Source organism: Streptomyces sp. NPDC127129 (assembly GCF_042671585.1).
Lineage (GTDB): Bacteria > Actinomycetota > Actinomycetes > Streptomycetales > Streptomycetaceae > Streptomyces.
The window spans coordinates 115,013-139,921 of the sequence record NZ_JBHXTV010000014.1; the positions used below are offsets into that span (position 1 = coordinate 115,013).

The 24,909-nt window shown below is 72.6% G+C and carries 17 protein-coding genes; 5 read left to right on the forward strand and 12 right to left on the reverse strand.

Going from position 1 to position 24,909, the window contains the following annotated elements:
- Nucleotides 1-222: 222 nt before the first annotated feature.
- The 6 genes from ACFVGW_RS25780 to ACFVGW_RS25805 form a co-directional block, all read right to left on the reverse strand.
- Nucleotides 223-2,052, reverse strand: a complete 1,830-nt coding sequence (locus ACFVGW_RS25780; protein WP_385853641.1) for a GMC oxidoreductase — start codon at nucleotides 2,050-2,052, stop codon at nucleotides 223-225.
- A gap of 42 nt (nucleotides 2,053-2,094) precedes the next feature.
- Nucleotides 2,095-3,723 carry a succinic semialdehyde dehydrogenase gene (locus tag ACFVGW_RS25785; protein WP_383223190.1) on the reverse strand — a complete coding sequence of 543 codons (1,629 nt, stop codon included), beginning with the start codon at nucleotides 3,721-3,723 and terminating at the stop codon, nucleotides 2,095-2,097.
- Nucleotides 3,724-3,869: 146 nt separating this feature from the next.
- Entirely contained in the window at nucleotides 3,870-5,579 is a 1,710-nt protein-coding gene (locus ACFVGW_RS25790) for a serine/threonine-protein kinase (protein ID WP_385853642.1), read from the reverse strand.
- A 149-nt stretch (nucleotides 5,580-5,728) separates the two neighbouring features.
- On the reverse strand, nucleotides 5,729-8,572 hold the full coding sequence (locus ACFVGW_RS25795) for a serine/threonine protein kinase (protein ID WP_385853643.1): 2,844 nt from the start codon (nucleotides 8,570-8,572) through the stop codon (nucleotides 5,729-5,731).
- Between the two features lie 164 nt (nucleotides 8,573-8,736).
- Nucleotides 8,737-11,073, reverse strand: a complete 2,337-nt coding sequence (locus tag ACFVGW_RS25800) for a protein kinase (protein WP_385853644.1) — start codon at nucleotides 11,071-11,073, stop codon at nucleotides 8,737-8,739.
- A 288-nt stretch (nucleotides 11,074-11,361) separates the two neighbouring features.
- A complete protein-coding gene (locus ACFVGW_RS25805; protein ID WP_385853645.1) occupies nucleotides 11,362-13,068 on the reverse strand; it encodes an FAD-dependent oxidoreductase in 1,707 nt (568 codons plus the stop codon).
- 225 nt (nucleotides 13,069-13,293) lie between these two features.
- On the opposite strand from ACFVGW_RS25805, the gene ACFVGW_RS25810 reads away from it, so the two are divergent.
- Entirely contained in the window at nucleotides 13,294-14,535 is a 1,242-nt protein-coding gene (locus tag ACFVGW_RS25810; protein WP_385853646.1) for a nucleotide sugar dehydrogenase, read from the forward strand.
- A gap of 90 nt (nucleotides 14,536-14,625) precedes the next feature.
- Complete coding sequence (locus ACFVGW_RS25815; protein WP_385853647.1) at nucleotides 14,626-15,117, forward strand: hypothetical protein; 492 nt, start codon at nucleotides 14,626-14,628, stop codon at nucleotides 15,115-15,117.
- Between the two features lie 71 nt (nucleotides 15,118-15,188).
- Here the strand turns inward: ACFVGW_RS25815 and ACFVGW_RS25820 are convergent, their stop codons facing one another.
- From ACFVGW_RS25820 to ACFVGW_RS25835, 4 genes are all read right to left on the reverse strand, one after another.
- A complete protein-coding gene (locus ACFVGW_RS25820) occupies nucleotides 15,189-16,313 on the reverse strand; it encodes a GuaB3 family IMP dehydrogenase-related protein (RefSeq protein WP_361596371.1) in 1,125 nt (374 codons plus the stop codon).
- 105 nt (nucleotides 16,314-16,418) lie between these two features.
- A complete protein-coding gene (guaB, locus tag ACFVGW_RS25825; RefSeq protein WP_260229349.1) occupies nucleotides 16,419-17,921 on the reverse strand; it encodes an IMP dehydrogenase in 1,503 nt (500 codons plus the stop codon).
- 139 nt (nucleotides 17,922-18,060) lie between these two features.
- The gene (locus tag ACFVGW_RS25830; protein WP_352188430.1) at nucleotides 18,061-18,663 is read right to left on the reverse strand and encodes a sigma-70 family RNA polymerase sigma factor; all 603 of its coding nucleotides are present in this window, start codon (nucleotides 18,661-18,663) and stop codon (nucleotides 18,061-18,063) included.
- Between the two features lie 326 nt (nucleotides 18,664-18,989).
- On the reverse strand, nucleotides 18,990-19,601 hold the full coding sequence (locus ACFVGW_RS25835; protein WP_003948568.1) for a response regulator transcription factor: 612 nt from the start codon (nucleotides 19,599-19,601) through the stop codon (nucleotides 18,990-18,992).
- Between the two features lie 451 nt (nucleotides 19,602-20,052).
- Between ACFVGW_RS25835 and ACFVGW_RS25840 the strand changes: the two genes are divergently transcribed.
- Nucleotides 20,053-20,388 (forward strand): WhiB family transcriptional regulator, encoded by a 336-nt coding sequence (locus ACFVGW_RS25840; protein WP_352188429.1) that lies wholly within the window; start codon nucleotides 20,053-20,055, stop codon nucleotides 20,386-20,388.
- Nucleotides 20,389-20,502: 114 nt separating this feature from the next.
- Here ACFVGW_RS25840 and ACFVGW_RS25845 read toward each other — a convergent pair whose 3' ends face one another.
- Nucleotides 20,503-21,393, reverse strand: a complete 891-nt coding sequence (locus ACFVGW_RS25845) for a LysR family transcriptional regulator (RefSeq protein WP_385853648.1) — start codon at nucleotides 21,391-21,393, stop codon at nucleotides 20,503-20,505.
- Between the two features lie 81 nt (nucleotides 21,394-21,474).
- Here ACFVGW_RS25845 and ACFVGW_RS25850 point away from each other — a divergent pair, with 81 nt between their 5' ends.
- Together ACFVGW_RS25850 and ACFVGW_RS25855 are read left to right on the forward strand one after the other, a co-directional pair.
- On the forward strand, nucleotides 21,475-22,152 hold the full coding sequence (locus ACFVGW_RS25850; RefSeq protein WP_385853649.1) for an MOSC domain-containing protein: 678 nt from the start codon (nucleotides 21,475-21,477) through the stop codon (nucleotides 22,150-22,152).
- Nucleotides 22,153-22,190: 38 nt separating this feature from the next.
- Nucleotides 22,191-22,964, forward strand: a complete 774-nt coding sequence (locus ACFVGW_RS25855) for an SDR family oxidoreductase (protein ID WP_352188426.1) — start codon at nucleotides 22,191-22,193, stop codon at nucleotides 22,962-22,964.
- Between the two features lie 39 nt (nucleotides 22,965-23,003).
- On the opposite strand, the gene ACFVGW_RS25860 is transcribed toward ACFVGW_RS25855, so the two are convergent.
- Nucleotides 23,004-24,851 (reverse strand): DUF2264 domain-containing protein, encoded by a 1,848-nt coding sequence (locus ACFVGW_RS25860; protein ID WP_385853650.1) that lies wholly within the window; start codon nucleotides 24,849-24,851, stop codon nucleotides 23,004-23,006.
- Between the last annotated feature and the right edge of the window lie 58 nt (nucleotides 24,852-24,909).

Consider the following 24,909-nt stretch of genomic DNA (forward strand, 5'->3'; position numbering starts at 1 on the left):
CCCGTGCCGCGACCGGAATCGCGCCACGGGGCCCTTGCGCTGCCCGGGAACGGCACCCTCCGTGAAGAGTGACGCGCGTCACACGAAGAATGCGCCGATCGGCTACAACCAATCCCACAGGCCACAGGTCATGTATGCAGCACCACCCAGAAAGCTGGAGAGGCGCTGCACTCGGAGGGGGGTGCAGCGCCTCTTCCATATCCGGAACGCGGTCCGACCCGGCTACGCCTTCTTCGGCGGGACCGCCGGCATCCCCAGGAACGGCAGCTTCAGCGCGCCGAAGGCGTCCGCCGGGACCGCCGGGGACTTCGGGGCGACGGCCGCGACCCGCACGTACGCCTCGCCCTGGCCCGGGCGCGCATCCTCCTCGCCCTTGTTCGGCCAGAGGGACATCGCCCGCTCCGCCTGCGCCGTGATCGTCAGCGAGGGGTTGACGCCGAGATTGGCGGAGACCGCGGCGCCGTCGACGACCGAGATGCCCGGGTGCCCGAAGAGCCGGTGGTACGGATCGATGACACCGGACTCGGCGTCCGCGCCGATCGGGCAGCCGCCCAGGAAGTGCGCGGTGAGCGGGGTGCCCATCAGCTCGCCGATGTTGGAGCCGGCGAAGCCGTTGATCTCCTCGGCGAGCAGGGACGCGGCCCGGGTCGCCTCGGGGATCTGGTTGGGGTTGGGCGCGCCGTGCCCCTGGCGGGCCGTGAGCAGGCCCTTTCCGACGCCGCCCGGCTTGCGGTACGTCGTCAGCGAGTTGTCCAGGGACTGCATGACGAGGCCGATGATCGTCCGCTCCGACCAGCGGCGGTTGGAGAGGGCGCGGAGGGCGAGGGTGGGGTGCTTGACCATCTCCAGGAGCCAGTTCCGCACCCGGTGGGCGCCGTAGGGCACCTGGAGGACGGTCATACCGCCCATGGCGTTGGAGCCCTTGCCGTAGCGGACCGGCTCGATGTGGGTGTTCTCGTCCGGGTGGATCGAGGAGGTGATCGCGACCCCGCGCGTGAAGTCGACCTTCTCCGCGCCGTGCTTCCTGCGGTAGCGCCGGTCGGTGGTCTGCGAGCCGACCAGCGCCTCCGAGTTGGTGCGGGTCAGCTCGCCGAGCCGGGCCGAGATGCGGGGCAGCAGCCCGGTGTCCTTCATCCGGTGCAGCAGGGTCTGGGTCCCGTACGTGCCGGCCGCGACGACGACCCTCGGCGCCGTGAAGGTCCGGCCCTTGCCCTTCTTCTTGTCGTCCGTCGGCAGCGTCTTGACGGCGTACCCGCCCCGCGAGTCCTCGGTGAGGGCGACGACCGAGGTCATGGGGTGGACGACGGCCCCGGCCTTCTCGGCGAGGTAGAGGTAGTTCTCGTTGAGGGTGTTCTTGGCGCCGTGACGGCAGCCCGTCATGCACTCGCCGCACTCGGTGCACGCCGTGCGCGACGGCCCGACGCCGCCGAAGTACGGGTCGGCGACCTCCGCGCCCGGCTTGGCCCGCGACGCGGAGGCCCCTTCCTCGCCGACGGCGTCCTTCCCGTCGCCGAAGAAGACCCCGACCGGCGCCATGTGGAAGGTGTCCCCGATGCCCATGGCCTGCGCGGTCGCCTTCAGGTGGACGTCCGAGGGGGTCATGGTCGGGTTGAGCCGTACTCCCAGCATCCGCCTGGCCTGGTCGTAGTACGGCGCCAGCTCCTCCTGCCAGTCGGTGATGTCCTTCCACTGCGGGTCCTGGAAGAACGGCGTGGGCGGTACGTAGAGGGTGTTGGCGTAGTTGAGCGAACCGCCGCCCACCCCCGCGCCGGCGAGCACCATGACGTTGCCCAGCAGGTGGATGCGCTGGATGCCGTAGAGGCCGAGGGCCGGGGCCCAGAGGAAGTTCTTCAGGTCCCAGGAGTTCCTGGGCAGGTCGGTGCGGGCGAAGCGGCGGCCCGCTTCCAGGACGCCGACCCGGTAGCCCTTCTCGGTGAGGCGCAGGGCCGTGACCGAGCCGCCGAACCCGGAGCCGACGACGATGACGTCGTAGTCGTACGCCGAGTCCGGGTCGTCCTCGTCCTGATTCTGGGCAGGGGGTACCGCGGTCATGGCTCTCCTCGTGCGAAAGGGGGCGGAACGGTCGGGCGGGTGTCAGCGCAGGCGCAGGGCCTTCATCGCCTTCAGGGACAGGCTCATGAACGCGGCGTACTTCTCGTCGTCCATCCCGAAGGAGGGCGCGAGCGGGATCAGCCGCTGCTGGGCCACGGTCTGGGCCTCGGTGAACTTGAGGATGCCCTCCGAGCCGTGGCGCCGGCCGAGCCCGGAGTCCTTCATCCCGCCCATCGGCGCCTGGACGCTGCCGTACGCCGGCGCGTACCCCTCGTTGATGTTGACGGTGCCGGTGCGCAGCCGGGCGGCGACGGCGTGGCCCCGCCGGGAGTCCTTCGTCCAGACCGAGGAGTTGAGTCCGTACGGGGTGGCGTTGGCCAGCTCGACGACCTCGTCCTCGTCCGTGAAGCGGTAGATCGAGACGACCGGTCCGAAGGTCTCCTCGGTGCAGACGGCCATCGGGGCCTCGACGCCGTCGAGGATGGTCGGCTCGTAGAAGAGCGGGCCGATGTCGGGGCGGGCGACACCGCCCGCGACCAGCTTGGCGCCCTTGGCGACGGCCTCCTCCACGTGCTTCGTGACCGTCTCCAGCTGCCGCTCGCCGACGAGCGAGCCCATGTCGGCGCCGTAGGAGAGGGAGTTGCCGAGGCGCATCGCCTTCGTACGGGCGGCGAAGCGGGCGACGAAGTCGTCGGCGACCGACTCGTGGACGTACAGCCGCTCGATGGAGATGCAGAGCTGGCCGGCCGAGGAGAAGCAGGCGCGGACGGCGCCGGCGGCGGCCTTCTCGATGTCGGCGTCCTTGAGGACCAGCATGGCGTTCTTGCCGCCGAGCTCCAGGGTCACGCCGACGAGCCGGGCCGCGGCACCCTGGGCGACCTCACGGCCGGTGCGGGTGGAGCCGGTGAAGGAGACGTAGTCGGCGTGCTTGACGACCTCGGGTCCGACGACCGGGCCCTCGCCGATGACGACCTGGAAGACCTCGGCGGGCAGACCGGCCTCGACGAGGAGGTCACGGGCCCAGAGCGCGGTGAGCGCGGTCTCGGTGTCCGGCTTCATCACGACGGCGTTGCCGGCGACGAAGGCGGGCAGCGCGTCGCCGACCGACAGCTCCAGGGGGTAGTTCCAGGGCGCGATCTGGCCGACGACACCGCGCGGCTGGCGCAGCTCGGTGACCTTGGTGAGGGTCGGGACGACGCCGGTGTGGTGCTTGGGGCGGAGGTAGGAGGGGGCCTTGCGGCCGTAGTGGCGGGCGGCGACCGCGACGGCGAGGACCTCCTCGTGGGCGTGCAGACGGGCCTTGCCGGTCTCCAGCTGGATGAGGTCGAGGACCTCGGCCTGCCGCTCCAGGACCAGGTCGTGGAAGCGGAGCAGGACGGCCGCACGGGCCTTGACCGGGGTGGCGGCCCAGGCGGTCTGGGCCGCGCGGGCGCGGCCGAAGGCCTCCGCGACGTCCTCGGGGGTGGACTCGGGCAGCTCGGCCAGCTTCTCCCCGGTGAAGGGGGTGTGGTTCGCGGTCCGGCCGGAACCCACGACTCCGCGGGTGAGCTGGGCGACCACCTCGGGGGTGACCACGTCGGCGGCGGTGCGGGCACCGGCCGGCGAGGGCGCGAGGGGGTTCGTGCCGGGGGCGGTGGTGGCCAGTGTGGCGAGTGCCTGCGAGTCCGTCATGAGGGCGAGAGTAGGCCGCATTCCGGCCTTTGGGTACCCGTCGGTAACGCGTTTTCACCGGGTGCGCACAATCACGCCAGCGATCACTGGCACATAAGCCCTGATCAGCGGCTTACGGTCGGCTGGGAGCGCCGTTTCCCGGGTTCTCAGCCCGTGTGCTCGCCCGGTGCCCGCCAGTGCTGCACAACGATGTCGAACTGCTCGCGGGTGGTCTCCCAGCTCGACTCCGGAGAGGCCATGTACAGGGCGTACTCCGTGCCGTCGTCCCCGAAGTACATCTGGTCGATCGCGTGCCTCGGACCCGGGAAGTTCGCCTTCTCCTGCCAGGTGAACTCCCACAGCGCGGACCGGACCTGGTCGCGGTAGGTGTTCTGGTTCAGCTGGACGCGGGCGTACTCGGCCCGGCTCTTCACCGTCTTCTCCAGGTCCAGCGCGTGCATGTACGGGTTCTCGAAGTCGGGCGTGCGGTCGATGCTGATCCGGATCCGGTGGCGGCCGTTGTCCGGCGTGTAGTCGACGTTGTCGCCGTTCAGGCGGCGCTTCCAGCCGTCGGGCACCGCCAGACTGAATCCCTTGGGGTCCTCGACGCGGTGCCAGCCGGCCGGCAGGGCTCCCTGGGCGGCCTTCGTCACCTCGGGCTGCGTGCTGCGGCCGGCGTCCCCGCCCTTGCCGCCCCCGCCCTTGCCGCCGTCCCCGCCGGAGTAGTTCATGGCGGCGAAGACGGCTCCACCGGCCACGAGGGCTGCGAGAACGGCCGTCAGGACCGCCTGACGCCACCGGCCGCGGCCCTTGGGCGCGGGAAGTCCGGCCGCGGGTGCGGCGGTGGAGGTGGAGGTGGATCCCGGCGTGGCGCCGGAGGCGGACGCGGGGGTGGCGACGGCCGGGGCGACGGACGTCGGGAGGGGGGTGGCCGTCGGCGTCGGGGATTCCTGGGCGTGGAGCGGGGCGGTCGCCGAGGCCAGCTCCTCCTGCCCCACCCGCCGCGTCGGAACGTAAGCCTGCGCCGCCTGGGGCGTACGGCCTTCCATGGCATCGAGCAGCATCCGCCCCGCCTCGTCGGCGCGCGGCCGCTCCGCCGGGTCCTTGCGGAGCAGCGCGACGATCACGGGGGCGAGCGCGCCCGCCTTCGCCGGATGCGGCGGCTCCTCCGTCACCACCGCCTGCATGGTGCTGATCGGCGAGGTCCGCCGGAACGGCGAGGTCCCCTCCACCGCCGTGTACAGCGTCGCGCCCAGCGACCAGAGGTCGGAGGCCGGGCCGGGGTCGCCGCCGCGCACCCGCTCCGGCGCCAGGTAGTCGATGGAACCGACGAGTTCACCGGTCCGGGTGATCGTCGAGTCGCCCTCGATGGCCGCGATGCCGAAGTCGGTGAGCAGGACCCGTCCGTCGCGGGCCAGCAGGACGTTGCCGGGCTTGACGTCCCGGTGCAGCACTCCGGCCGCGTGCGCGGCGCGCAGGGCCCCGAGGACGTGGAGTCCGATCCTGGCCGCCTCGCCGGCCTCGATCGTGCCGGCCTCCTTCGCGGCGTCCGCGAGCGAGGGCCCGTCGACGTACTGCATGACGATCCACGGGCGGTCGTCGTGCTCCAGGACGTCGTGCACGGTGACCACGCCCGGATGGGTGATCCGGGCGGCGGCGCGGGCCTCCTTCTGCGTACGGGCGTGCAGGACGAGGCGGTCGGCCTCGGCCACGAACCGACCGGCCGTCAACTCCTTGACCGCCACCACCCGGTGCAGTACTTCGTCGTGCGCCCGCCAGACCTTGCCCATGCCGCCGCGGCCGATCGCCTCGCCCAGCCGGTACCGTCCGGCGAGCAGAAGACCCGCGCCCGTTTCCGCACCCTGAGAATGTTCCACTGTCCCCCGCCTGTTCCTTCGGATGCCAGGTTACGGAGGGGGGCACGGAAGACGGAACCTCGGGGCTGGCAAAGGAACCTCACCGTGACCGACGGGTGCCTGTACACGTGACCGAAAGGCCCCCGTTTCCCGCGGTCGGCCGGGCCCGGTCAGCGTGTGGCGCGGTAGACCTTCACCGCCTGGTCGTAGATCTCGGACACCTTGTCCCGTTCGCTCTCCGGACCGATGACCTGGACGACGTGGTAGCGGCCGTCCTCGATCAGGGCGAGGTTGCGGACGAAGACGTCACGGCCCGTGCTGTCCTGCCAGGTGAACTGGCCGACCGCCATGGACTGCTGCCCCACGTCGATCCGGCGCAGCCCGGTGGCGCCGGACCAGCTGGAGTCCCGCCACGGCTGCAGCTCGCGCTCCTTGGTGCGCTGGTACGCCATCGGGTCCGAGCCGTTGGCCTGCACGGTGTCCCGGCCGGGCACGACGATCAGGGTGAAATCGCCTCCGGTGTAGCGGACTTGCCCGGCGTCGTTGATCGGACTGCGGCGCCAGCCCTTGGCGACACCGACCTCGAAGCCCTCCGGGTCCTTGGCGACGGTGTACCCGGCGGCGAGGGCGGGGGTGCTCGGGGTGGCGGCCGGCGGGGTCGTCTTCGCGGTGCCGGGCGTGGTGCCGGGCCTGCTGCTCTGTCCGGCGCTCGGCTCGGCGGGCCGCGGGGACCGTGGCGCGGTGGTGGGCGTACCGGTGTGGGCGGCGGGGCTGCCGCCGTCCGCGCCGTCCTCGGGCAGGAACAGCACGGCGTACGCGACGGCCCCGACGAGCAGAAGCAGGACCAGGAGCAGGAGCGTCAGGCCGAGGGAGCGGGGGGAACGGCCCGCTCCGCCCGCGCCGCGCGGCGCACGGGGCGGGCGCGGCTCACGGGGGGCACGCTGGGGCAGCTCCTCGTGGAAGTGCTCCTGGGCGAACTCCTGGCGCGGCTGCCGCTGCCCGGGCTCATGGCGCGGCCCGGACCGGTCCCGCCGCACGGGCTCATGGCGTACCGCCGCCTGGGACGTGTCGGGGGCGGGCAGTTCCTCGTGGCGCCTGCCCTTGCGGTGCCGGTGACGGCCCCCCGCCGCTCCTCCACGGCGCCTGCGCACCAGCTCGCCGCGGCGCCGGACGACGGGCAGCCGTGTCGCGTCCACGGACGGCAGCGGGACGATCCCCACCCCCGCCTCGGGCTCGGGGGCGGACCGTACGAGCGAGCGCAGCCAGCCGCGCAGCTCCTCGAAGTCGGGCCGCTCCGTGGGGTCCTGGCGCAGCAGGGACTCGACGACCGGGCGCAGCGGCCCGCACTCCTCGGCGAAGGCCGGGGGCTCAGCGCAGACCAGCTGGACGAGTTCGGCGGCGCTGTCCTCGGGGTACGGGGCGTGGCCCTGGACGGCCCGGTAGAGGAGCGCGCCGAGCGCCCAGAGGTCGGTGGCGGGGCCGATGGGCGGAGCCAGGCGCCAGTTCTCGTGGACCGGTCCCGCCTGCTCGGGCGCCCAGCGCTCGGTGACCGCGCCGACGACGGCGATCCGTGCCTGGCGGGCCCGTTCCGCGGCGAGCCGGGTCGCCGGGCCGCGGTGGACGGCCGTGGAAGCGCCCGCTTCGGCCGGGCCGTCCCAGCCGCCGGAGGCGGGTGCGGGTACGGGGGCGCGCTCGGGGACGGGCGCCGGGGTGTAGCCGGCGGGGAGGGCGGGCAGCGCGCTGCCGCCGCCCGCGGGGACGGGTCCGGAGGAGTCGCGCGAGGCGTGCGGGCCGTCGCTCCAGGTACCGGCGAGCAACGCGCGGGGCGGTCCGCCGCCTTCGTCTCCGTACCCCCTGCGGTACGGGGCCGGGTACTCGTCGTCCGTGTCGTCCTCGTCCTCGTCGTCGCCGGTCTGGGACCACCAGTGCGGCTCCGGTCCGAGTCCCTGCGCGGGGACGGGCACGGGGGGCGCCGGGAGGGCGGCGGGCGGCTCCGGGTCGTGGGCGGCCCGCGCGTCCGCCCCTGGGGCGGGCTCGGGCGCCGGGCGCTGTACGGGTACGGCGGCTCCGGTCTCGCCGATGTGCGCCGCGGCGCGGGCCCCCGCCCGGTACGCGGCGATGGCGCCCGCGCGGGCCGCCCGGACGTCCGTGGCAGGCGGGGTGCCGCCCGCGGGGAGTTCGGGCCGTGCCACCGGTCCGCCCGCCTCGGGCGCCCCCTCGTCCTCGTCCGTACCGGTACGGGCTCCGCCCGGTCCGTCCTCGTCCCCGTACTCCTGCGGGTACTGCTGCGCGTACCCGCGCTCGTACCCCCCGGCGTACTCCTCCGCGCGGCCCTCCGGATCGCCGCCGGTGTGGCCACCGCCGTCGTGGCCGCCGCCGTTGTGGCCACCGCCGTCGTGGCCCGGCTCGTCGTCCTCGGCGAGCGGCACCGGGGCGTAGCCGCACAGGGCCTCCTCCGCCGCGCCCGCCGCGAGCCCGGTCAGGAGCACCCGTCCGTCGTCGCAGACGAGCACGGTGCGCGGGGTGATGTTCCGGTGGGTCCAGCCGTGCGCGTGCAGGGCCCGCAGGGCGGTGAGGACGTCGGAGCCGATCTCCGCGGCGCGGTACGGGCTCAGCGGGCGCTCGGCGAGGAGCGCCGCCAGCGGCCTCGCCGCGATCAGTTCGCTCACTATCCAGAGCGAACCGGCCTCCGCGAACACGTCGAAGACCTGGTCGAGCAGGGGGTGGTCCGGGATCTGGGCGGCGGCCTGCGCCGCCTCGACGGCGCGCCGCACCGCGGGGTCGGCGGGCCGCCGGGTCGCCCGGCCGGAGTCGGGGCGGTGCGGGGTGAATCCGGTGCCGTCCTCGTCGACGACCTCGGCGTCGATCACCTCGGGCAGGGGCACCTGGTGGACCAGGACCTCCTGGCCGCTGTAGGTGTCGAAGGCACGGGTCTCGACGAGTTCGTACGCGTCCTGCGGCGGCACGGGCAGGCGATAGCGGTCGGCGAGCACCCTTCCCGCGTAGTCGTCCACGACGCCTCCCCACCGAGCGCGCTGTCCCCCGGGTCGCACGGATCCCGTTCAGCTCACGAATCGCACGGAATGCGCGAAACCGTCAATTCCGGTCCTGGCCCGTACAGTTGACGATGCTTTTCGGCTGCGTACGGTCCACGTCCTCTCACGATACGTGGCGCCGGTCAGTCCTTGGGGCTGAACGTGGCGAACGCGGTGTCCCGCAGCGTCTTGCACGCGGAGGCGTTCCACTCGTCCGCCTTGCAGCTGACCATGATCGAGTAGCCGTGCGTGGCGTCCACCTTGAAGCCCCGGTTCAGTATCCGGACGCGCATGCCCTTCTCGTTGCGCTCGAACTCCCAGTCGGCGACCGTCGGGTACCCCTTGTACGAGACGGACTTGATGCCGATGTGGCGGTAGCCGTTGCTGCTCGCCGAGACACCGGCCACGGCCGCGGCCCACGCCGAGGCCGCGTCGTCCTTCGGGCTGCCGTTGTAGTCGACCTGGACGCGCGGGTATCCGCCGCCGGCGTTGAAGATCCCGCCCGAGCTCCGGCCCGCTATGCCGTTGAGCTTGAACGTCGACGGCATCGCCATGACGAAGTGGAACTGCTTGTTGGTCACCATGACGTACCCGGCGGGGAGCTGCGCCCCGGGAGCGCCGGCGCTCGGCGTCCCCGAGGGCTTGCCGCTCTGCCCGCCCGAACCCGAACCCGAGCCCGAGCCGGAGTCCGAACCCGAGCCGGTCGGCTGCTCGCCGCCCTGCTGACCGGAGTCGTTCGGCTTCTCGCCCTTGCCCTGGGTGCCGCTGTCGCCGGCCGAGGCCCCGGCCGAGGCCGCCGTGCCGGAGCCCTTGCCCGCGTTGCCGCCCTTGTCGTCCTCACCGCCACCGAGGGAGATGGCGAGGATCGTGCCGAGCAGGGCGAGGACCACGATCCCCGCGATGATGATCAGCGTGCGGCGCGGTACGACGTCGGTGAGCGAGGCACGCGGCTGCGCCGGCCTGTTCCCGCCCTGCAGCGGCTCGGGCCGGGGCCTGGACTCGGACCGGACCGAGGCGGCCGCGTTCCGAACCGACTTCAGCGCGCCGCGCATCCGTTCGGCCGCCTCCGCGGTCTTCTCCTTCGGCGCGGACGCCGGACGCTCCGACGGCTCCGGCGGAACCGGGGGCAGCGGCACGACCCGGGTCGCCTCGGGCGACGGCTCGGGCTCCACGACCGGTACGGGCGCGGGCGCGTCGAGCACGGCCCTGAGCAGCAGGCGCGCTCCGGCGTCGTCGAGGCGCTGGTCCGGGTCCTTGACGAGCAGGCCGTAGATGACCTTCTCCAGGAGCGGCCCCGCGTTCTTCGGCGGGTCGACGGGCTCGGTCATCACGGCGGTGAGCGTCGCGATCGCGGAACCCTTGTCGTACGGCGGGCTGCCCTCGACGCTCGCGTACAGCAGTCCGCCCAGCGACCACATGTCGGCGGCCGGGCCGGGCTTGTGGCCACGGGCCCGCTCGGGCGAGATGTACGAGGGCGCTCCGACGAGCATGCCGGTGGAGGTAATCGAGGGGTCACCCTCGACCTGCGCGATGCCGAAGTCGGTGAGGACGACGCGGCCGTCCTCGGCGATCAGCACGTTGGACGGCTTCACGTCGCGGTGCAGGATGCCCTGCCGGTGCGCCGATCGCAGCACGTCGAGGATCGCGAGACCGACCTCGGCGGCGCGGTGCGGGGTGAGCGTGCCGTCCTCACGGACGGCGTCGGCGAGGGACTTGCCCTCGATGAGCTCCATGACGATCCACGGCCGGTCGTCCTCGTCGACGACGTCGTAGACGGTCACGGCGCCGTTGTTACGGATCCGCGCGATGGCCTTCGCCTCGCGCAGGGTCCGGGTGATGAGGCGTCGCTTCTCGTCCTCGTCGATGCTGTTGGGGAAGCGCAGCTCCTTGACGGCGACGGTGCGACCGAGGGTCTCGTCGACCGCGCGCCACACGGTGCCCATGCCGCCGCGTCCGAGGACGCCGTCGAGCCGGTACCGCCCGGCGAGCAGCCGGCCCTCGGCCGTCGCTCCGGCACGCTCCGGCGCCCCGGAACGCCCGCCGGCGGCGGGCTTCCTGAGCTTGGGAGCCTCGGCCTTCGGCCTCGCCCCGGGCACGGCGTCGGCCGGCTCGGCCTCGACCCGCCCGGCACCGCCACGCGCGCCTCCGGACGGCCGGGCGTCGGACGGCGCCGCGTCCGACGGCTCGGAGGCCGCCGGCGTCGCCGCCCCCGGCGCCTTGTCGGCCCCGGAAGGCGTCTCCGCCGCGGACGCCCCGGCCTTCTCCGACCCGGCCTTCTCCGCCCCACCGGACGTGCCCGCCCCGGACGTGCCCGCCCCGGACGGACCGGCCGTCCCGGCCCGTTCCGCGCCGGACTTCACGTCCGGCTCCGCCTCACGTGCCGCGGGAACCACACCCCGGTCGCCGTCGGTTCCGGCACCCGCGCCGGCGTCCCGCCGAGGGTCCCGCGCCGTGTCCCGCGACTGCTCCGCCTCCGACATGCGTCCCCTCTGCGATCCTGATCTTCGCCCGCGTCTGCCGCTTCCCTCGCGTGCGGTAACCCGCCCTGGAAGAGAGCCCATTGTCTCTCACCCCGGGACCGATCCCGCCCCGGGGTCCGCACTCCGAGAAGAGGGCTCCGCGGGAAAGCGCTGCCGTCATGGCACCCGACGCCGAAGCATCCCCCTCGGGTTCCGTACCCGTACGAACAGGATGCCGCAGACGCCTCCCAACGTCCCCTCCCCGACGCCGAGTTCGCCCCCGGTGCGCGGCGAACCCGGTCGGGCGGGTCAGATCGGCACGATGTCGGGCGCGCCGAGCCGTGCCGCGTCCGCCGTCAGGTCGTCGGGCTGCCGCTGCGACTCGCGCTCCGCCTCGACCCGCTTCTCGTAGTGCTCCACCTCCTTCTCGATCTGGTGGGCGTCCCAGCCCAGCACGGGCGCCATCAGTTCGGCGCACTCCCGGGCGCTGCGCGTCCCCCGGTCGAAGGTCTCGATGGAGATCCGGGTGCGCCGGGTCAGGACGTCGTCCAGGTGCCGGGCGCCCTCGTGCGAGGCCGCGTAGACGATCTCGGCACGCAGATAGTCCTCCGCGCCCGCGAGGGGTTCGGCGAGGCCGGGGTCGGCGGCGATGAGCTCCAGGAGCTCCTCGGTCATCGAGCCGTACCGGTTGAGCAGATGCTCCACCCGAACGACATGGAGTCCCGTCCGGGCCGCGGTCCTCGCCCGGGCGTTCCACAGGGCCCTGTAGCCCTCGGCGCCCAGGAGCGGGACGTCCTCGGTGACACAGGCGGCGACCCGCTGGTCGAGCCCGTGCACGGCTTCGTCCACGGCGTCCTTGGCCATCACCCGGTAGGTGGTGTACTTCCCGCCGGCCACCACGACGAGGCCGGGCGCCGGGTGGGCGACGGTGTGTTCGCGCGAGAGCTTGCTCGTGGCGTCCGACTCGCCCGCCAGCAGCGGCCGCAGGCCCGCGTACACGCCCTCGACGTCGTCCCTGGTGAGCGGCGTCGCCAGGACGCTGTTCACATGCTCCAGGAGGTAGTCGATGTCGGCGCTGGACGCAGCCGGGTGCGCCTTGTCCAGGTCCCAGTCGGTGTCCGTGGTGCCGACGATCCAGTGCCGTCCCCACGGGATCACGAACAGCACGGACTTCTCGGTGCGCAGGATCAGTCCGCTGCTCGAGTGGATCCGGTCCTTGGGCACGACCAGGTGGATGCCCTTCGACGCCCGCACGTGGAACTGGCCGCGCTCCCCGATGAGCGCCTGGGTGTCGTCCGTCCACACACCGGTCGCGTTGACGAGCTGCTTCGCGCGGATCGAGTACTCCCCGCCCGTCTCGACGTCCTGGACCCGGGCGCCCACGACCCGTTCACCCTCACGGAGGAATCCGATCACCCGGGCCCGGCTCGCGGCCTTCGCTCCGTAACTCGCGGCCGTACGGACCAGTGTGGTGACGAAGCGGGCGTCGTCCATCTGGGCGTCGTAGTACTGCAGGGCGCCGACCAGGGCGTCCTTCTTCAGACAGGGGGCCACCCGCAGGGCGTTGCGCCGGGAGAGGTGGCGGTGGACCGGCAGTCCACGGCCGTGGCCCGAGGAGAGGGACATCGCGTCGTACAGCGCGACGCCCGAGCCCGCGTAGAACCGCTCCCAGCCCTTGTGCTGCAGGGGATAGAGGAAGGGGACGGGCTTCACCAGATGGGGCGCCAGCCGCTCCAGGAGCAGGCCGCGCTCCTTCAGCGCCTCCCGCACCAGCGCGAAGTCCAGCATCTCCAGATAGCGCAGGCCCCCGTGGATCAGCTTGCTGGAGCGGCTGGAGGTACCGGATGCCCAGTCGCGGGCCTCCACGAGGCCGGTCGAGAGTCCTCTCGTGACCGCGTCGAGCGCCGTCCCGGCGCCGACCACGCCGGCGCCGATGACCAGTACGTCCAGTTCACGCTCGGCCATGCCGGCCAGCGCCTCGGCGCGCTCGGCCGGTCCCAGTGTCGCTGTCCTCACCGCTGCCTCCCGTCGTCCCCCTGCGTGATCGGGCTCACAGACTTGATTCTGTCCCGGCCCTCGGACTTCAGCCACCGCCTGTGGATAACACTCGGCGACCTTTGACCACGCAATGCGGCATATCGGTCATATTTACGCCTAGTCTGACATTGCGCTCGCCCCGTTCTGTCCACCGGGCTTGCGCGTCTCGTCCCCTCCGGCTATTGGGAAGGACGGCCCACCCTCATGCCCGCTGATCTCGCCGTCATCGGCCTCGGCCACCTCGGACTCCCCCTCGCCCAGGCCGCGATCGCCGCCGGCGTCGACACCATCGGCTACGACACCGACGCCCGGCCCGTCGCCGAACTCGCCGCCGGGCGTCCGCCCGTCGACGGCTCGCTCACCGCGTCGGAGATCCGCCGGATGCTCTCGGGGGGCTTCCGGCCGACCACCAACCCGGCCGAACTCGGCCGGGTCCGTACGGCCGTCATCTGCGCCCCGACCGCGCTCGGCCCCGACCGGACCCTCGACGTCACGGCCGTCGTCGACGCCGCGCGCGCCCTCGCCGCGAGGCTGCGGCCCCACACGACCGTCCTGCTCGAATCCCCCGTCCACCCCGGCACCACCGAAGGTGTGCTGAGGGACGTCCTGGAGGAGGGCTCCGGGCTGCGCGCGGGCCGCGACTTCCACCTCGCGTACTCACCCGGCCGGCTGGATCCCGGAAACCGCGCGCACGGCTTCGCCGGCACGCCCAAGGTCATCGGCGGCCTCACTCCGGCCTGCACGGAGTCCGCCGCCGCCTTCTACGGCCGGCTCACCGACAAGGTCGTCCGCGCGCGAGGCCCGCGCGAGGCCGAGACGGTCAAGCTCCTGGAGACCAACTTCCGGCACGTCAACATCGCGCTCGTCAACGAGATGGCGGTGCTCTGCCACGAACTCGGCGTCGACCTGTGGGACGTCATCCGCTGCGCCGAGACCAAGCCCTTCGGCTTCCAGGCCTTCCGCCCCGGCCCCGGTGTCGGCGGCCACGGCGCCCCCGTCGAGCGCCTGGGCACCCACCGCCCGCTCCGGATGGTCGAACTGGCCACCCAGGTCAACGAGCGCATGCCGCAGTACGTCATCCAGCGCTCCGCGACCCTGCTCAACGAGCACGGCAAGTCGGCCCGCGGAGCCCGGGTCCTTCTGCTCGGCATCACGTACAAACCCGATCTCGCCGACCGGGAGGGCTCCCCCGCCGACGAGATCGCGCGCCGCCTGATGGACCTGGGAGCCGTCGTCAGCTACCACGACCCGCACGTCCCCGACTGGCGCGTCCGCGACGTCCCGGTCCCCCGCGCCGACTCCCTCTACGAGGCCGCTGCCCACGCCGACCTGACGGTCCTTCTGCAGCACCACCGCACCTACGACCTCCAGGGCCTGGCGGTCAAGGCGCAACTCCTCCTCGACACCCGCGGCGCCACCCCGGCGGGCGCCGCCCACCGCCTCTGAAACCCGCGGGCGCGGTGTCGGAGCGGGCTGTTACTCTCCGGGCTCTTGATCGCACATCCGTGCGCCCGTGTCCCTGGGGGGATCAGCACCATGTCTCAGCCCGTTCCGCCGCCCGGCAACCCCTTCGCCGAAGGCGCCGCGCCCACCCCGTACCCGGCCGCCCCGCCGCCGGCGCCCGCACGCGACAACGTGGCCCTCGGCCTCGTCGCCGCCCTGGTCGCGGCTCTCGTCGGCGCGGGTCTCTACGGCGGCCTCGCCGGGGCCGTCGACCGGGAGATCGGCTATGCCGCCGTGGGTGTCGGCTTCCTCGTCGGCTTCGCCGCCGGCAAGGTCGGCGGCCGTAACCCCGCCCTGCCGGTGGCCGGCGCCGTGCTGTCCCTCGGGGCCGTCTACGCCGGCCAGCTCCTGGCGATCGCGATCATCCTCGGCAAGGAGCTGAACGTCTCCGCGACGGACATGTTCGTCGAGCAGTTCGACCTCGTGACCGAGGTCTGGAGCCAGAGCAAGGACTTCATGACGTTCCTGTTCTTCGCGCTGGCCGCGTTCGCCGCGTTCGCGGGCTCGAAGAAGGCCTCCCAGTAACGCCCCGTACGCGAAAGGGGCCCCGCACCGAGTGGTGCGGGGCCCCTTTTCGCGTACGGAACGGACCGGCGTCAGCGCTTGTGCTGCGAGTCGGCGACCGTGACCTCGACGCGCTGGAACTCCTTGAGCTCGCTGTAGCCCGTCGTCGCCATCGCCCGGCGCAGCGCGCCGAAGAAGTTCATCGAGCCGTCCGGGGTGTGCGACGGACCGGTGAGGATCTCCTCGGTCGTGCCGACGATGCCCAGGTCGACCAGCTTGCCGCGCGGCACGTCCTCGTGGACGGCCTCCATGCCCCAGTGGTGCCCCTTGCCCGGCGCGTCCGTGGCGCGGGCCAGCGGGGAGCCGATCATGACCGAGTCGGCACCGCAGGCGATCGCCTTCGGCAGGTCGCCCGACCAGCCCACACCGCCGTCCGCGATCACGTGGACGTACCGGCCGCCGGACTCGTCCATGTAGTCACGACGGGCCGCGGCCACGTCGGCGACCGCGGTCGCCATCGGGACCTGGATGCCGAGCACGTTGCGCGTGGTGTGGGCGGCGCCGCCGCCGAAGCCCACCAGGACGCCCGCCGCGCCGGTGCGCATCAGGTGCAGGGCCGCGGTGTACGTGGCGCAGCCGCCGACGATGACCGGGACGTCGAGCTCGTAGATGAACTGCTTGAGGTTCAGCGGCTCGGCCGCGCCCGAGACGTGCTCGGCGGAGACCGTCGTGCCGCGGATGACGAAGATGTCCACGCCGGCGTCGACGACGGCCTTGGAGAACTGCGCGGTGCGCTGCGGGGAGAGCGCGGCGGCGGTGACCACGCCGGAGTCGCGCACCTCCTTGATGCGCTGCCCGATCAGCTCCTCCTTGATCGGAGCCGCGTAGATCTCCTGCAGACGGCGGGTCGCGGTGGACTCGTCCATCTCCGCGATCTCGTCGAGCAGCGGCTGCGGGTCCTCGTACCGGGTCCACAGGCCCTCGAGGTTCAGCACGCCCAGGCCGCCCAGCTCGCCGATCCGGATGGCGGTCTGCGGCGAGACGACCGAGTCCATGGGGGCGGCCAGGAAGGGGAGCTCGAAGCGGTAGGCGTCGATCTGCCAGGCGATCGAGACCTCCTTCGGGTCCCGGGTGCGCCGGCTCGGAACGACGGCGATGTCGTCGAACGCGTACGCCCTGCGGCCGCGCTTGCCGCGCCCGATCTCGATCTCAGTCACGATGTGTGGCCTTTCCCTCTACGTCTGCGCCTACCAGTATCCCCGACACACGCGCGTGGGGCGGCTCCGGCCACATGCCGGAACCGCCCCACGCGTCGCGCTGTGTTACTTCCTGCTGTAGTTCGGCGCCTCGACGGTCATCTGGATGTCGTGCGGGTGGCTCTCCTTGAGGCCCGCGGAGGTGATCCGGACGAACCGGCCCTTGGACTCCATCTCGGCGACGGTGGCCGCGCCCACATAGCCCATGGTCTGGCGGAGGCCGCCGACGAGCTGGTGCAGGACGTTGGAGAGCGGGCCGCGGTACGGGACCTGGCCCTCGACGCCCTCGGGCACGAGCTTGTCGTCGGAGGCGACCTCGGCCTGGAAGTAGCGGTCCTTCGAGTACGACCGGCCCTGGCCGCGGGACTGCATGGCGCCGAGCGAGCCCATGCCGCGGTACGACTTGAACTGCTTGCCGTTGATGAAGAGCAGCTCGCCGGGCGACTCCTCACAGCCCGCGAGGAGGCTGCCGAGCATCACCGTGTCGGCACCGGCGGCCAGCGCCTTGCCGATGTCGCCGGAGTACTGCAGACCGCCGTCGCCGATCAGCGGGACACCGGCGGGCCGGGCCGCGAGCGAGGCCTCGTAGATGGCGGTGACCTGCGGGACGCCGATGCCGGCGACCACGCGGGTGGTGCAGATGGAGCCCGGGCCGACGCCGACCTTGATGCCGTCGACACCGGCGTCGATCAGCGCCTGCGCGCCGTCACGCGTGGCGACGTTGCCGCCGATCACGTCGACGTTCACGCTCGACTTGATCTTCGCCATCCAGCTCAGGGCGTTGCTGTTGTGGCCGTGCGAGGTGTCGACGACCAGGAAGTCCACACCGGCGCCGGCGAGGGCCTGGGCGCGCTCCAGCGCCTCGGGGCTGGCGCCCACGGCGGCACCGACGAGCAGGCGGCCCTCGGCGTCCTTGGCGGCGTTGGGGTACTTCTCCGCCTTGACGAAGTCCTTGACGGTGATGAGGCCCTTGAGCACGCCCTCGTCGTCGACCAGCGGCAGCTTCTCGATCTTGTGGCGGCGCAGCAGCTCCATGGCGTCGACGCCGGAGATGCCGACCTTGCCGGTGACCAGCGGCATCGGGGTCATGACCTCGCGGACCTGGCGGCTGCGGTCGCTCTCGAAGGCCATGTCGCGGTTGGTCACGATGCCGAGCAGCTTGCCGTCCGGGTTGGTGACCGGGACACCGCTGATGCGGAACTTGGCGCACAGGGCGTCCGCCTCGGCGAGCGTCGCCTCCGGGTGCACGGTGATCGGGTCCGTGACCATGCCGGACTCGGAGCGCTTGACGAGGTCGACCTGGTTGACCTGGTCCTCGACGGACAGGTTCCGGTGCAGCACGCCGACGCCGCCCAGACGGGCCATCGCGATCGCCATGCGCGACTCGGTCACCTTGTCCATCGCCGCGGAGAGCAGCGGGATGTTGACCCGGACGTTGCGCGAGATGCGGGACGAGGTGTCGACCGCGTTGGGAAGCACCTCGGATGCTCCCGGCAGCAGCAGTACGTCGTCGTAGGTCAGCCCGAGTGTCGCGAATTTACCGGGCACTCCGTCGACGTTGACAGTCATGACACCTTCCCCAATGGCCTTGATCGGTGCGGATGTCCATGCTAACGGGCCTCGACGGTGTCTCATTCCACGATCAAGATCAGAGAGCAGCTTTGGACGTTCGTACGTATACGTGAGGGCCACCGGCCCCCGCCGACCCTTACTGCTCGGCCAGTGCCCGCAGGCGGCTGAGCGCGCGGTGCTGCGCCACCCGTACCGCCCCCGGGGACATCCCGAGCATCTGGCCCGTCTCCTCGGCCGTGAGACCGACCGCCACCCGCAGGACCAGCAGCTCGCGCTGGTTCTCCGGAAGATTGGCGAGCAGCTTCTTGGCCCATTCGGCATCGTCGCTGAGCAGCGCTCGCTCCTCCGGGCCCAGGGAGTCGTCGGGCCGTTCGGGCATCTCGTCGGAGGGAACGGCCGTCGATCCCGGGTGCCGCATCGCGGCCCGCTGCAGATCGGCGACCTTGTGTCCGGCGATGGCGAAGACGAAGGCCTCGAAGGGCCTGCCCGTGTCCTTGTAGCGCGGCAGCGCCATCAGGACGGCGACGCAGACCTCCTGCGCGAGGTCCTCGACGAAGTGGCGGGCATCGCCGGGCAGCCGGTTCAGGCGCGTACGGCAGTAGCGCAGCGCCAGCGGATGCACGCGCGCCAGAAGGTCGTGCGTGGCCTGCTCGTCACCCTCGACGGCGCGATGGACGAGCGCACCGATCTCCCCTGGCCCTACGGGCATGGGGGATCCCATGGTCTCGTCGTCGCGCATCGCTCCATGGTGCCTTGACGCCTCGGCGTCCGCGGCACCGCGTCCGTTGTTGTGCACCGAAGCGTTATGAGCAGGTGCGCCGGAAGTCATCTCCTGCGCCCTCCCCTTCCGCTCGATCGACTCGTCCCCGAGGAACTCCACATCTCAAGGATGCGGCATCCCGCGCGGAAGTGACACAAGCCGCCGCGACGGAGGCCCGTCGGCCTCCGTGGCGGGGCCCCGGGCTACCGCCCCGTCCGCACCCGGCGGACGGGGAAACGGCCGGTCGTCGCCAGGGTCTTCCGTGTGGATCAGGCCGGAGCCCGGCAAGATCCACACGAGAGGCCCTAGCGGACCAGGCCCCACCGGAAGCCGAGGGCGACGGCGTGCGCCCGGTCCGATGCGCCCAGCTTCTTGAACAGCCGCCGGGCGTGCGTCTTCACGGTGTCCTCGGAGAGGAAGAGCTCGCGTCCGATCTCCGCGTTGGACCGGCCGTGGCTCATGCCTTCGAGCACCTGGATCTCACGTGCGGTGAGCGTCGGCGCCGCGCCCATCTCGGCCGACCGCAGCCGGCGCGGGGCGAGCCGCCAGGTCGGGTCGGCGAGGGCCTGGGTGACCGTGGCCCGCAGCTCGGCGCGCGAGGCGTCCTTGTGCAGATAGCCACGGGCGCCCGCGGCGACCGCGAGCGCGACACCGTCCAGGTCCTCCGCGACGGTGAGCATGATGATGCGGGCGCCGGGGTCGGCGGACAGCAGTCGGCGGACGGTCTCCACGCCGCCCAGACCGGGCATGCGTACGTCCATCAGAATCAGGTCCGAGCGGTCCGCGCCCCAGCGGCGGAGGACTTCCTCGCCGTTGGCCGCGGTGGTCACGCGCTCCACGCCGGGCACGGTCGCGACCGCACGGCGAAGAGCCTCTCGGGCAAGCGGGGAGTCGTCGCAGACGAGGACGGATGTCATGGCCGCCCTCCGCAGCTGATGCGCGTCACCTAGAGCCTCCAGGGCTGGTACGTATCGTCACCTGTGCGGTTGACGCTTCGGACACCTGCCCGAGCGCTTGTTCCTTCAACCGCCTCCGCACTCTCAACGATGGTCACTCGAAAGAGTTACGGGTCGGACGGCCGCCTTCGGCACTCTACGTGAGGGAGCGTGCGCGGAGGAGAGCGCCGCAGGTCATCCGTCCTTCACTGGAAGCTATGCCCCATTTAGCGGGTTTTCTTCCCTTTTTGTGGTGTCTGTGGCTAGATTCGCAATGAGTCATATTTACATCTACTTAGACAGTAGTTGTACTGTCGGGCTCGAACCCGCAGGAGCGGGTACGCGAGAAGCACGGGGGGCGAAGGGCCCCCGGCACATCAGCCATCCACCCGCCCACCAATCCGTTCGACACGGTTTCAAGGGGACAAGCGCAATGGCAGATTTCTCCCGCCTTCCGGGACCCAACGCCGATCTTTGGGACTGGCAGCTGCTCGCGGCCTGCCGCGGAGTCGACAGTTCCCTGTTCTTCCACCCCGAGGGAGAGCGTGGCGCGGCACGGAGTGCGCGCGAGAACTCGGCGAAAGAGGTCTGCATGCGGTGCCCGGTACGCGCGGAGTGCGCGGCACACGCACTCGCCGTACGCGAGCCCTACGGCGTATGGGGCGGCCTCACCGAGGACGAACGCGAAGAGCTCATGGGACGCGCCCGCAACCGCCTGATCACGGCTTCGGCCACGGCGTCGGGTTCGGCAGGCGTGGGGCGCGCCTGAACTTCTGATCACCCGAAGGCATGAAGGAACGTTTCTGCTGATCCTGAAGGGCCGCGCCCGTCCCGGCCCCACGGGGCCGCGCCGCGTGCCCCGGGGGCACAGGCGTGCGAGCCGTCAGCGTCCGGCCGCCCGGGTCAGTTCGTCGAGGGTCGCCGCGACCGCCGGGACCTTGGCGAGGTCGGGCAGCGTGAGGGCGACGATCTCGCGCTCCACGGCCGGCTCCACGGCCACGGTCCGCGCACCCTTGGGACGTACGGACTCGATGGCGAGCTGGGGCAGGACCGCGACGCCCAGGCCGGCGCCGACGAGCCCGACCACGGCCGGGTAGTCGTCGGTCGCGAAGTCGATGCGCGGGGTGAACCCGGCCTCCTCGCAGACCTCCACGAGCTGGCGCCGGCAGCGCGGGCAGCCCGCGATCCAGGACTCCTCGGCCAGCTCGGCGATGCCGACCGCGTCGGCGTCGGCGAGGCGGTGCCCCTCGGGCACGAGGCCCACCAGGCGGTCCGCGAGCAGCGGCCGGACGATCAGGTCGTCCCACTCGGCCGGACCCGCTCCGTAACGGAAGGCCAGGGCCACGTCGCAGTCGCCCTCGCGCAGCATCTCCACCGAGCGCGGCGGCTCGGCCTCCACGAGCGAGACCCGCGTGCCGGGGTGCGCCGCGCGCAGGGCGGCGAGGGCGGTCGGGACCAGCGTCGAGCTGCCGCTGGGGAAGGAGACCAGCCGGACGCGGCCGGCGCGCAGCCCGGCGATCGCGGCCACCTCCTCCTCGGCGGCGGTGAGCCCCGCGAGGATGCCCGAGGCGTGCCGGACCAGGGCCTCGCCCGCCTGCGTGAGCCGCATCTCGCGACCGGTCCTGATGAGCAGGGTCGTACCGGCGGAGCCCTCCAGCGCCTTCATCTGCTGGCTCACCGCGGGCTGGGTGCAGCCGAGTTCGCGCGCGGCGGCGGAGAAGGAACCGGTCGCGGCGACGGCGCGCAGGACGCGGAGATGACGGGCCTCGATCATGGTTCGATCATAAGCGATGCTTGGGCTTGGAGGCGAATACCTCTCGGCGACTTTGGGTTTGAAAGGACTTATGGTGCCGTTATGAAGGTTCTGAGCGTGAATGTCGGGCGGGCGATGGCCGTGGGGTACACGGACGCCCCGTCCGGGACGACCGGCATCGACAAGCGTCCGGTGGAGGGTCCGGTACGGGTCGAGGCGCCGGGCCCGCGCGGTGTCGGGGCGAGCGGGCTCGCCGGGGACAGCGTGTGCGACCTCCGCTTCCACGGCGGGAACGACCGCGCCGTGTCCGCCTTCGCCCGCGAGGACATGGACGCCTGGGAGCGCGAGTTGGGCCGGCCGCTGGCCAACGGCTCCTTCGGGGAGAACCTCACCACGCTCGGGCTCGACGTGAACGGGGCCCTGATCGGCGAGCGCTGGCGGGTCGGCCCCGAGGTGGTCCTCGAGGTGACGGGTGGCCGCATCCCCTGCCGTACCTTCGCGGGCTTCGTCGGGGAGAAGGGGTGGGTGCGGCGCTTCATGGGGTCGACGGCGGGCCCCGGCGCCCTGCTGCGCGTGATCGAGCCGGGCGCGTTCACGGTCGGCGACCCGGTCGAGGTCGTCCGCCGGCCCGGCCACGACATCACGGTCTCGCTGCTGCACCGGGCCGTGACGACCGAGCGCTCGCTGCTGCCGCGCACCCTGGCCGCCGCCGCGTGGATGGACGGCGAACTGCTCGAACTGGCCCGTACCCACACGGAGAAGTACGGCACCGGCTCCTGATCGCGGGGGTTCCGGCGCGGGGCACTAACGTGCCGCCCATGACGACTGCACTGATTACAGGCGCGACGGCGGGTATCGGGGCCGCCTTCGCGCGGAGGCTGGCGGCGGACGGACACGACGTCGTGCTGGTGGCCCGCGATGTGAAGCGGCTGCGGGAGCAGGCGACCGAACTGCACGACCGGCACGGCATCGAGGCCGAGGTCCTGGCGGCGGACCTGGCCGAGGAGAAGGGGATCGCGGCCGTGGAGGCCCGGCTCTCCGATCCGAAGCAGCCGGTGGACCTGCTGGTGAACAACGCGGGCTTCGGCAACAAGGGCCGGTTCCTGGAAGTCTCCATGGCCGACGAGTTGAAGATGCTGACCGTCCACTGCGAGGCGGTGCTCCGGCTGACGTCGGCGGCGGCGGAGTCCATGCGCGCCCGCGGCCGGGGCGGGGTCGTCAACGTGGCCTCGGTGGCGGCCTTCGTCCCGCGGGGGACGTACGGGGCGTCGAAGGCGTGGGTCGTCCAGTTCACGCAGGGCGCGGCACGCGACCTGGCGGACAGCGGCGTACGGCTCATGGCGCTCTGCCCGGGCTTCGTACGGACGGAGTTCCACGAGCGGGCCGGGATGGGGACGGAGAACATCCCGGGCTGGATGTGGCTCGACGCGGACAAGCTGGTGGCCACGGCGCTGCACGATCTGTCGCGCGGGAAGACGCTCTCCATCCCCGATCCCCGCTACAAGGCGCTGATGGGCGTGGTGAAGCTGACGCCGCGTGGTCTGCTCGGCGGGGTCTCCTCCAGGGCCGGACGCAGCTACGGCCCCAAGTAGCGGGCCGGGCACCCACATGGTCCCGCCCGCCTCCGGCCCTCAGGCTCCGCGCACCTCGCTCGCGTCCAGTTCGATCGCCGTCACGGTGCCGTCCCGCCAGGTCACCTGGATCGTGCGGCCGGTGACCCGGACGGCGGCGAGGGTCGTGACGGGGTCCGGGTCCGGTTCGGCGGTGAGGGAGGCGAGCGCGACGAAGAGGGATCCGGCTCCGCCCGTGGTGCCGTGCAGGGCGGCGGTGCGGGTGTGCGGGCCGCCCTGGAGCGTGGCGCCGGTGGCGAGTTCGACGGTCCCGGCGACGCCCGGGTAGCCGTGGACGGCGTGCAGTTGGGCCGTGGGTCCGCCGGGGGTGGTGGCCCAGCCGGTCTGGCGGACGGGCGTTCCGTCGGGGGCGCCGAGCACGAGATGGGCGCGGACCTCGGCGCGGCCGTGGGCCAGGGTCGCGGAGGTGACCCGGATCCCGGGGAGCGGGGCGTGGAGCGAGGCTGCCCAGCCGGGGCCGGTGCCGGCCGGGGTCGCCGGGCCGCGCCGGGTGATCCGGCCCTCGACGACCAGGGCGAAGTGGTTGTCGGCGTGGTCGGGCGGAGCGGTCGGGCCGGTACGGGAGGAGTACGCGTAGCGGGCGTAGCCGGAGTCGTCCTCGCCGGCCGGGTCGCTGAGGACGTGGTTGCTGCCGTGGTTGTGGAGGCGTACGACCCCGTCGGCGGCGGTGGTGTGGATGAGCAGCCCGGCCGGAGCGACGGGGCGCACGGTGTCGGCACGCTCGGAGGGCAGGGGTTCTTCCGGGTCGGTCCAGGCCGGGTGGCCGGCGGGCAGCAGGAGACCGAGGAAGCCCTTGGACGCCCAGTAGGGCGAGGCGGGTCCCGAGTAGCTCTGGACGGCCGGCGCGTACGGGCCGTGCCAGCCGAGCGTGAGCAGTCCGCGTTCGTCGCATGCGCCCCGGTCGAGGAAGTACCGCAGCGAGCCGGAGGCGAGGCGTCGGGTGGCGCCCGGGGTGAGCGGTGTGTGCCCGGTGAGGGCGCCGAGCCAGGGAGCCGCGGCCGCGGCGAAGCGGTAGGTCAGGGAGCGTCCGTACGGGACGGGGGCACCGTTCGCGTCGAAGAGGTGGACGTAGTCGTCCAGATGGGCGCGCAGGCGGGGGCCGTAGCGGTCGAGGAGGTCCCGGTCGCCGGAGAGGTGGGCGTGCAGGACGGGGTAGAAGTGCAGGGCCCAGGCGTTGTAGTGGTCGAAGGCGCGATTGTCGCCGTCGCTGTACCAGCCGTCTCCCAGGTACCACCGCTCGATGCGGTCGAGGGAGCGGTGCACGGTGGCGGAGGCGCGGTCGATCGTGGCGGCCGCGCGGTCCGTCTCGATGCCGGCGTCCTGGAGGAAACCGGCGACGGTGAGACCGAAGAGCCACCAGTTGTTGTCGACCGGGGACGGTTCGAGGGCGGGCAGCAGCCAGTCGGCGACCTGCTGCCGGGTGCGGTCGTCGAGGGTGTCCCAGAGCCAGGGGCGGGTCAGCCGCAGGGCAAGGGCGACGGAGGCGGATTCGACGAGAGCCTGGCGCACGTCGGTGAGGAGCGGCCAGGATTCGGGCCCCCAGCCGCCCGGCGCCTCCGTGCCGGCGGCGAGGCCCTCGGCGTAGCGGGCCAGGTGGCCGTGCGGGTCCGCGCCGCGGGCGCCGGCCACGCGGAGGGCGGCGAGCAGGAACGTACGGGCATGGCCTTCGAGGCCGTCGGAGCGGACGCCGGACAGGCTGGGCCGGGGGCCCGGAAGGCCGACGAGGCCGTTGCGGGGCGAGGCGTACGGCCGCAGGGCCAGCAGGAGGCGGTCGGCGACGTCCTCCCAGTGGGCGCGGGTCCAGCCGGTGAACGGACTGAGCTCACGGTTCTCGGGCGGCGTGGGCATGATGCTCCCTGAGGCGGACGTCGTCGTCGGTCGCCGTCGGTCGTCGGTCGTCGTCGCG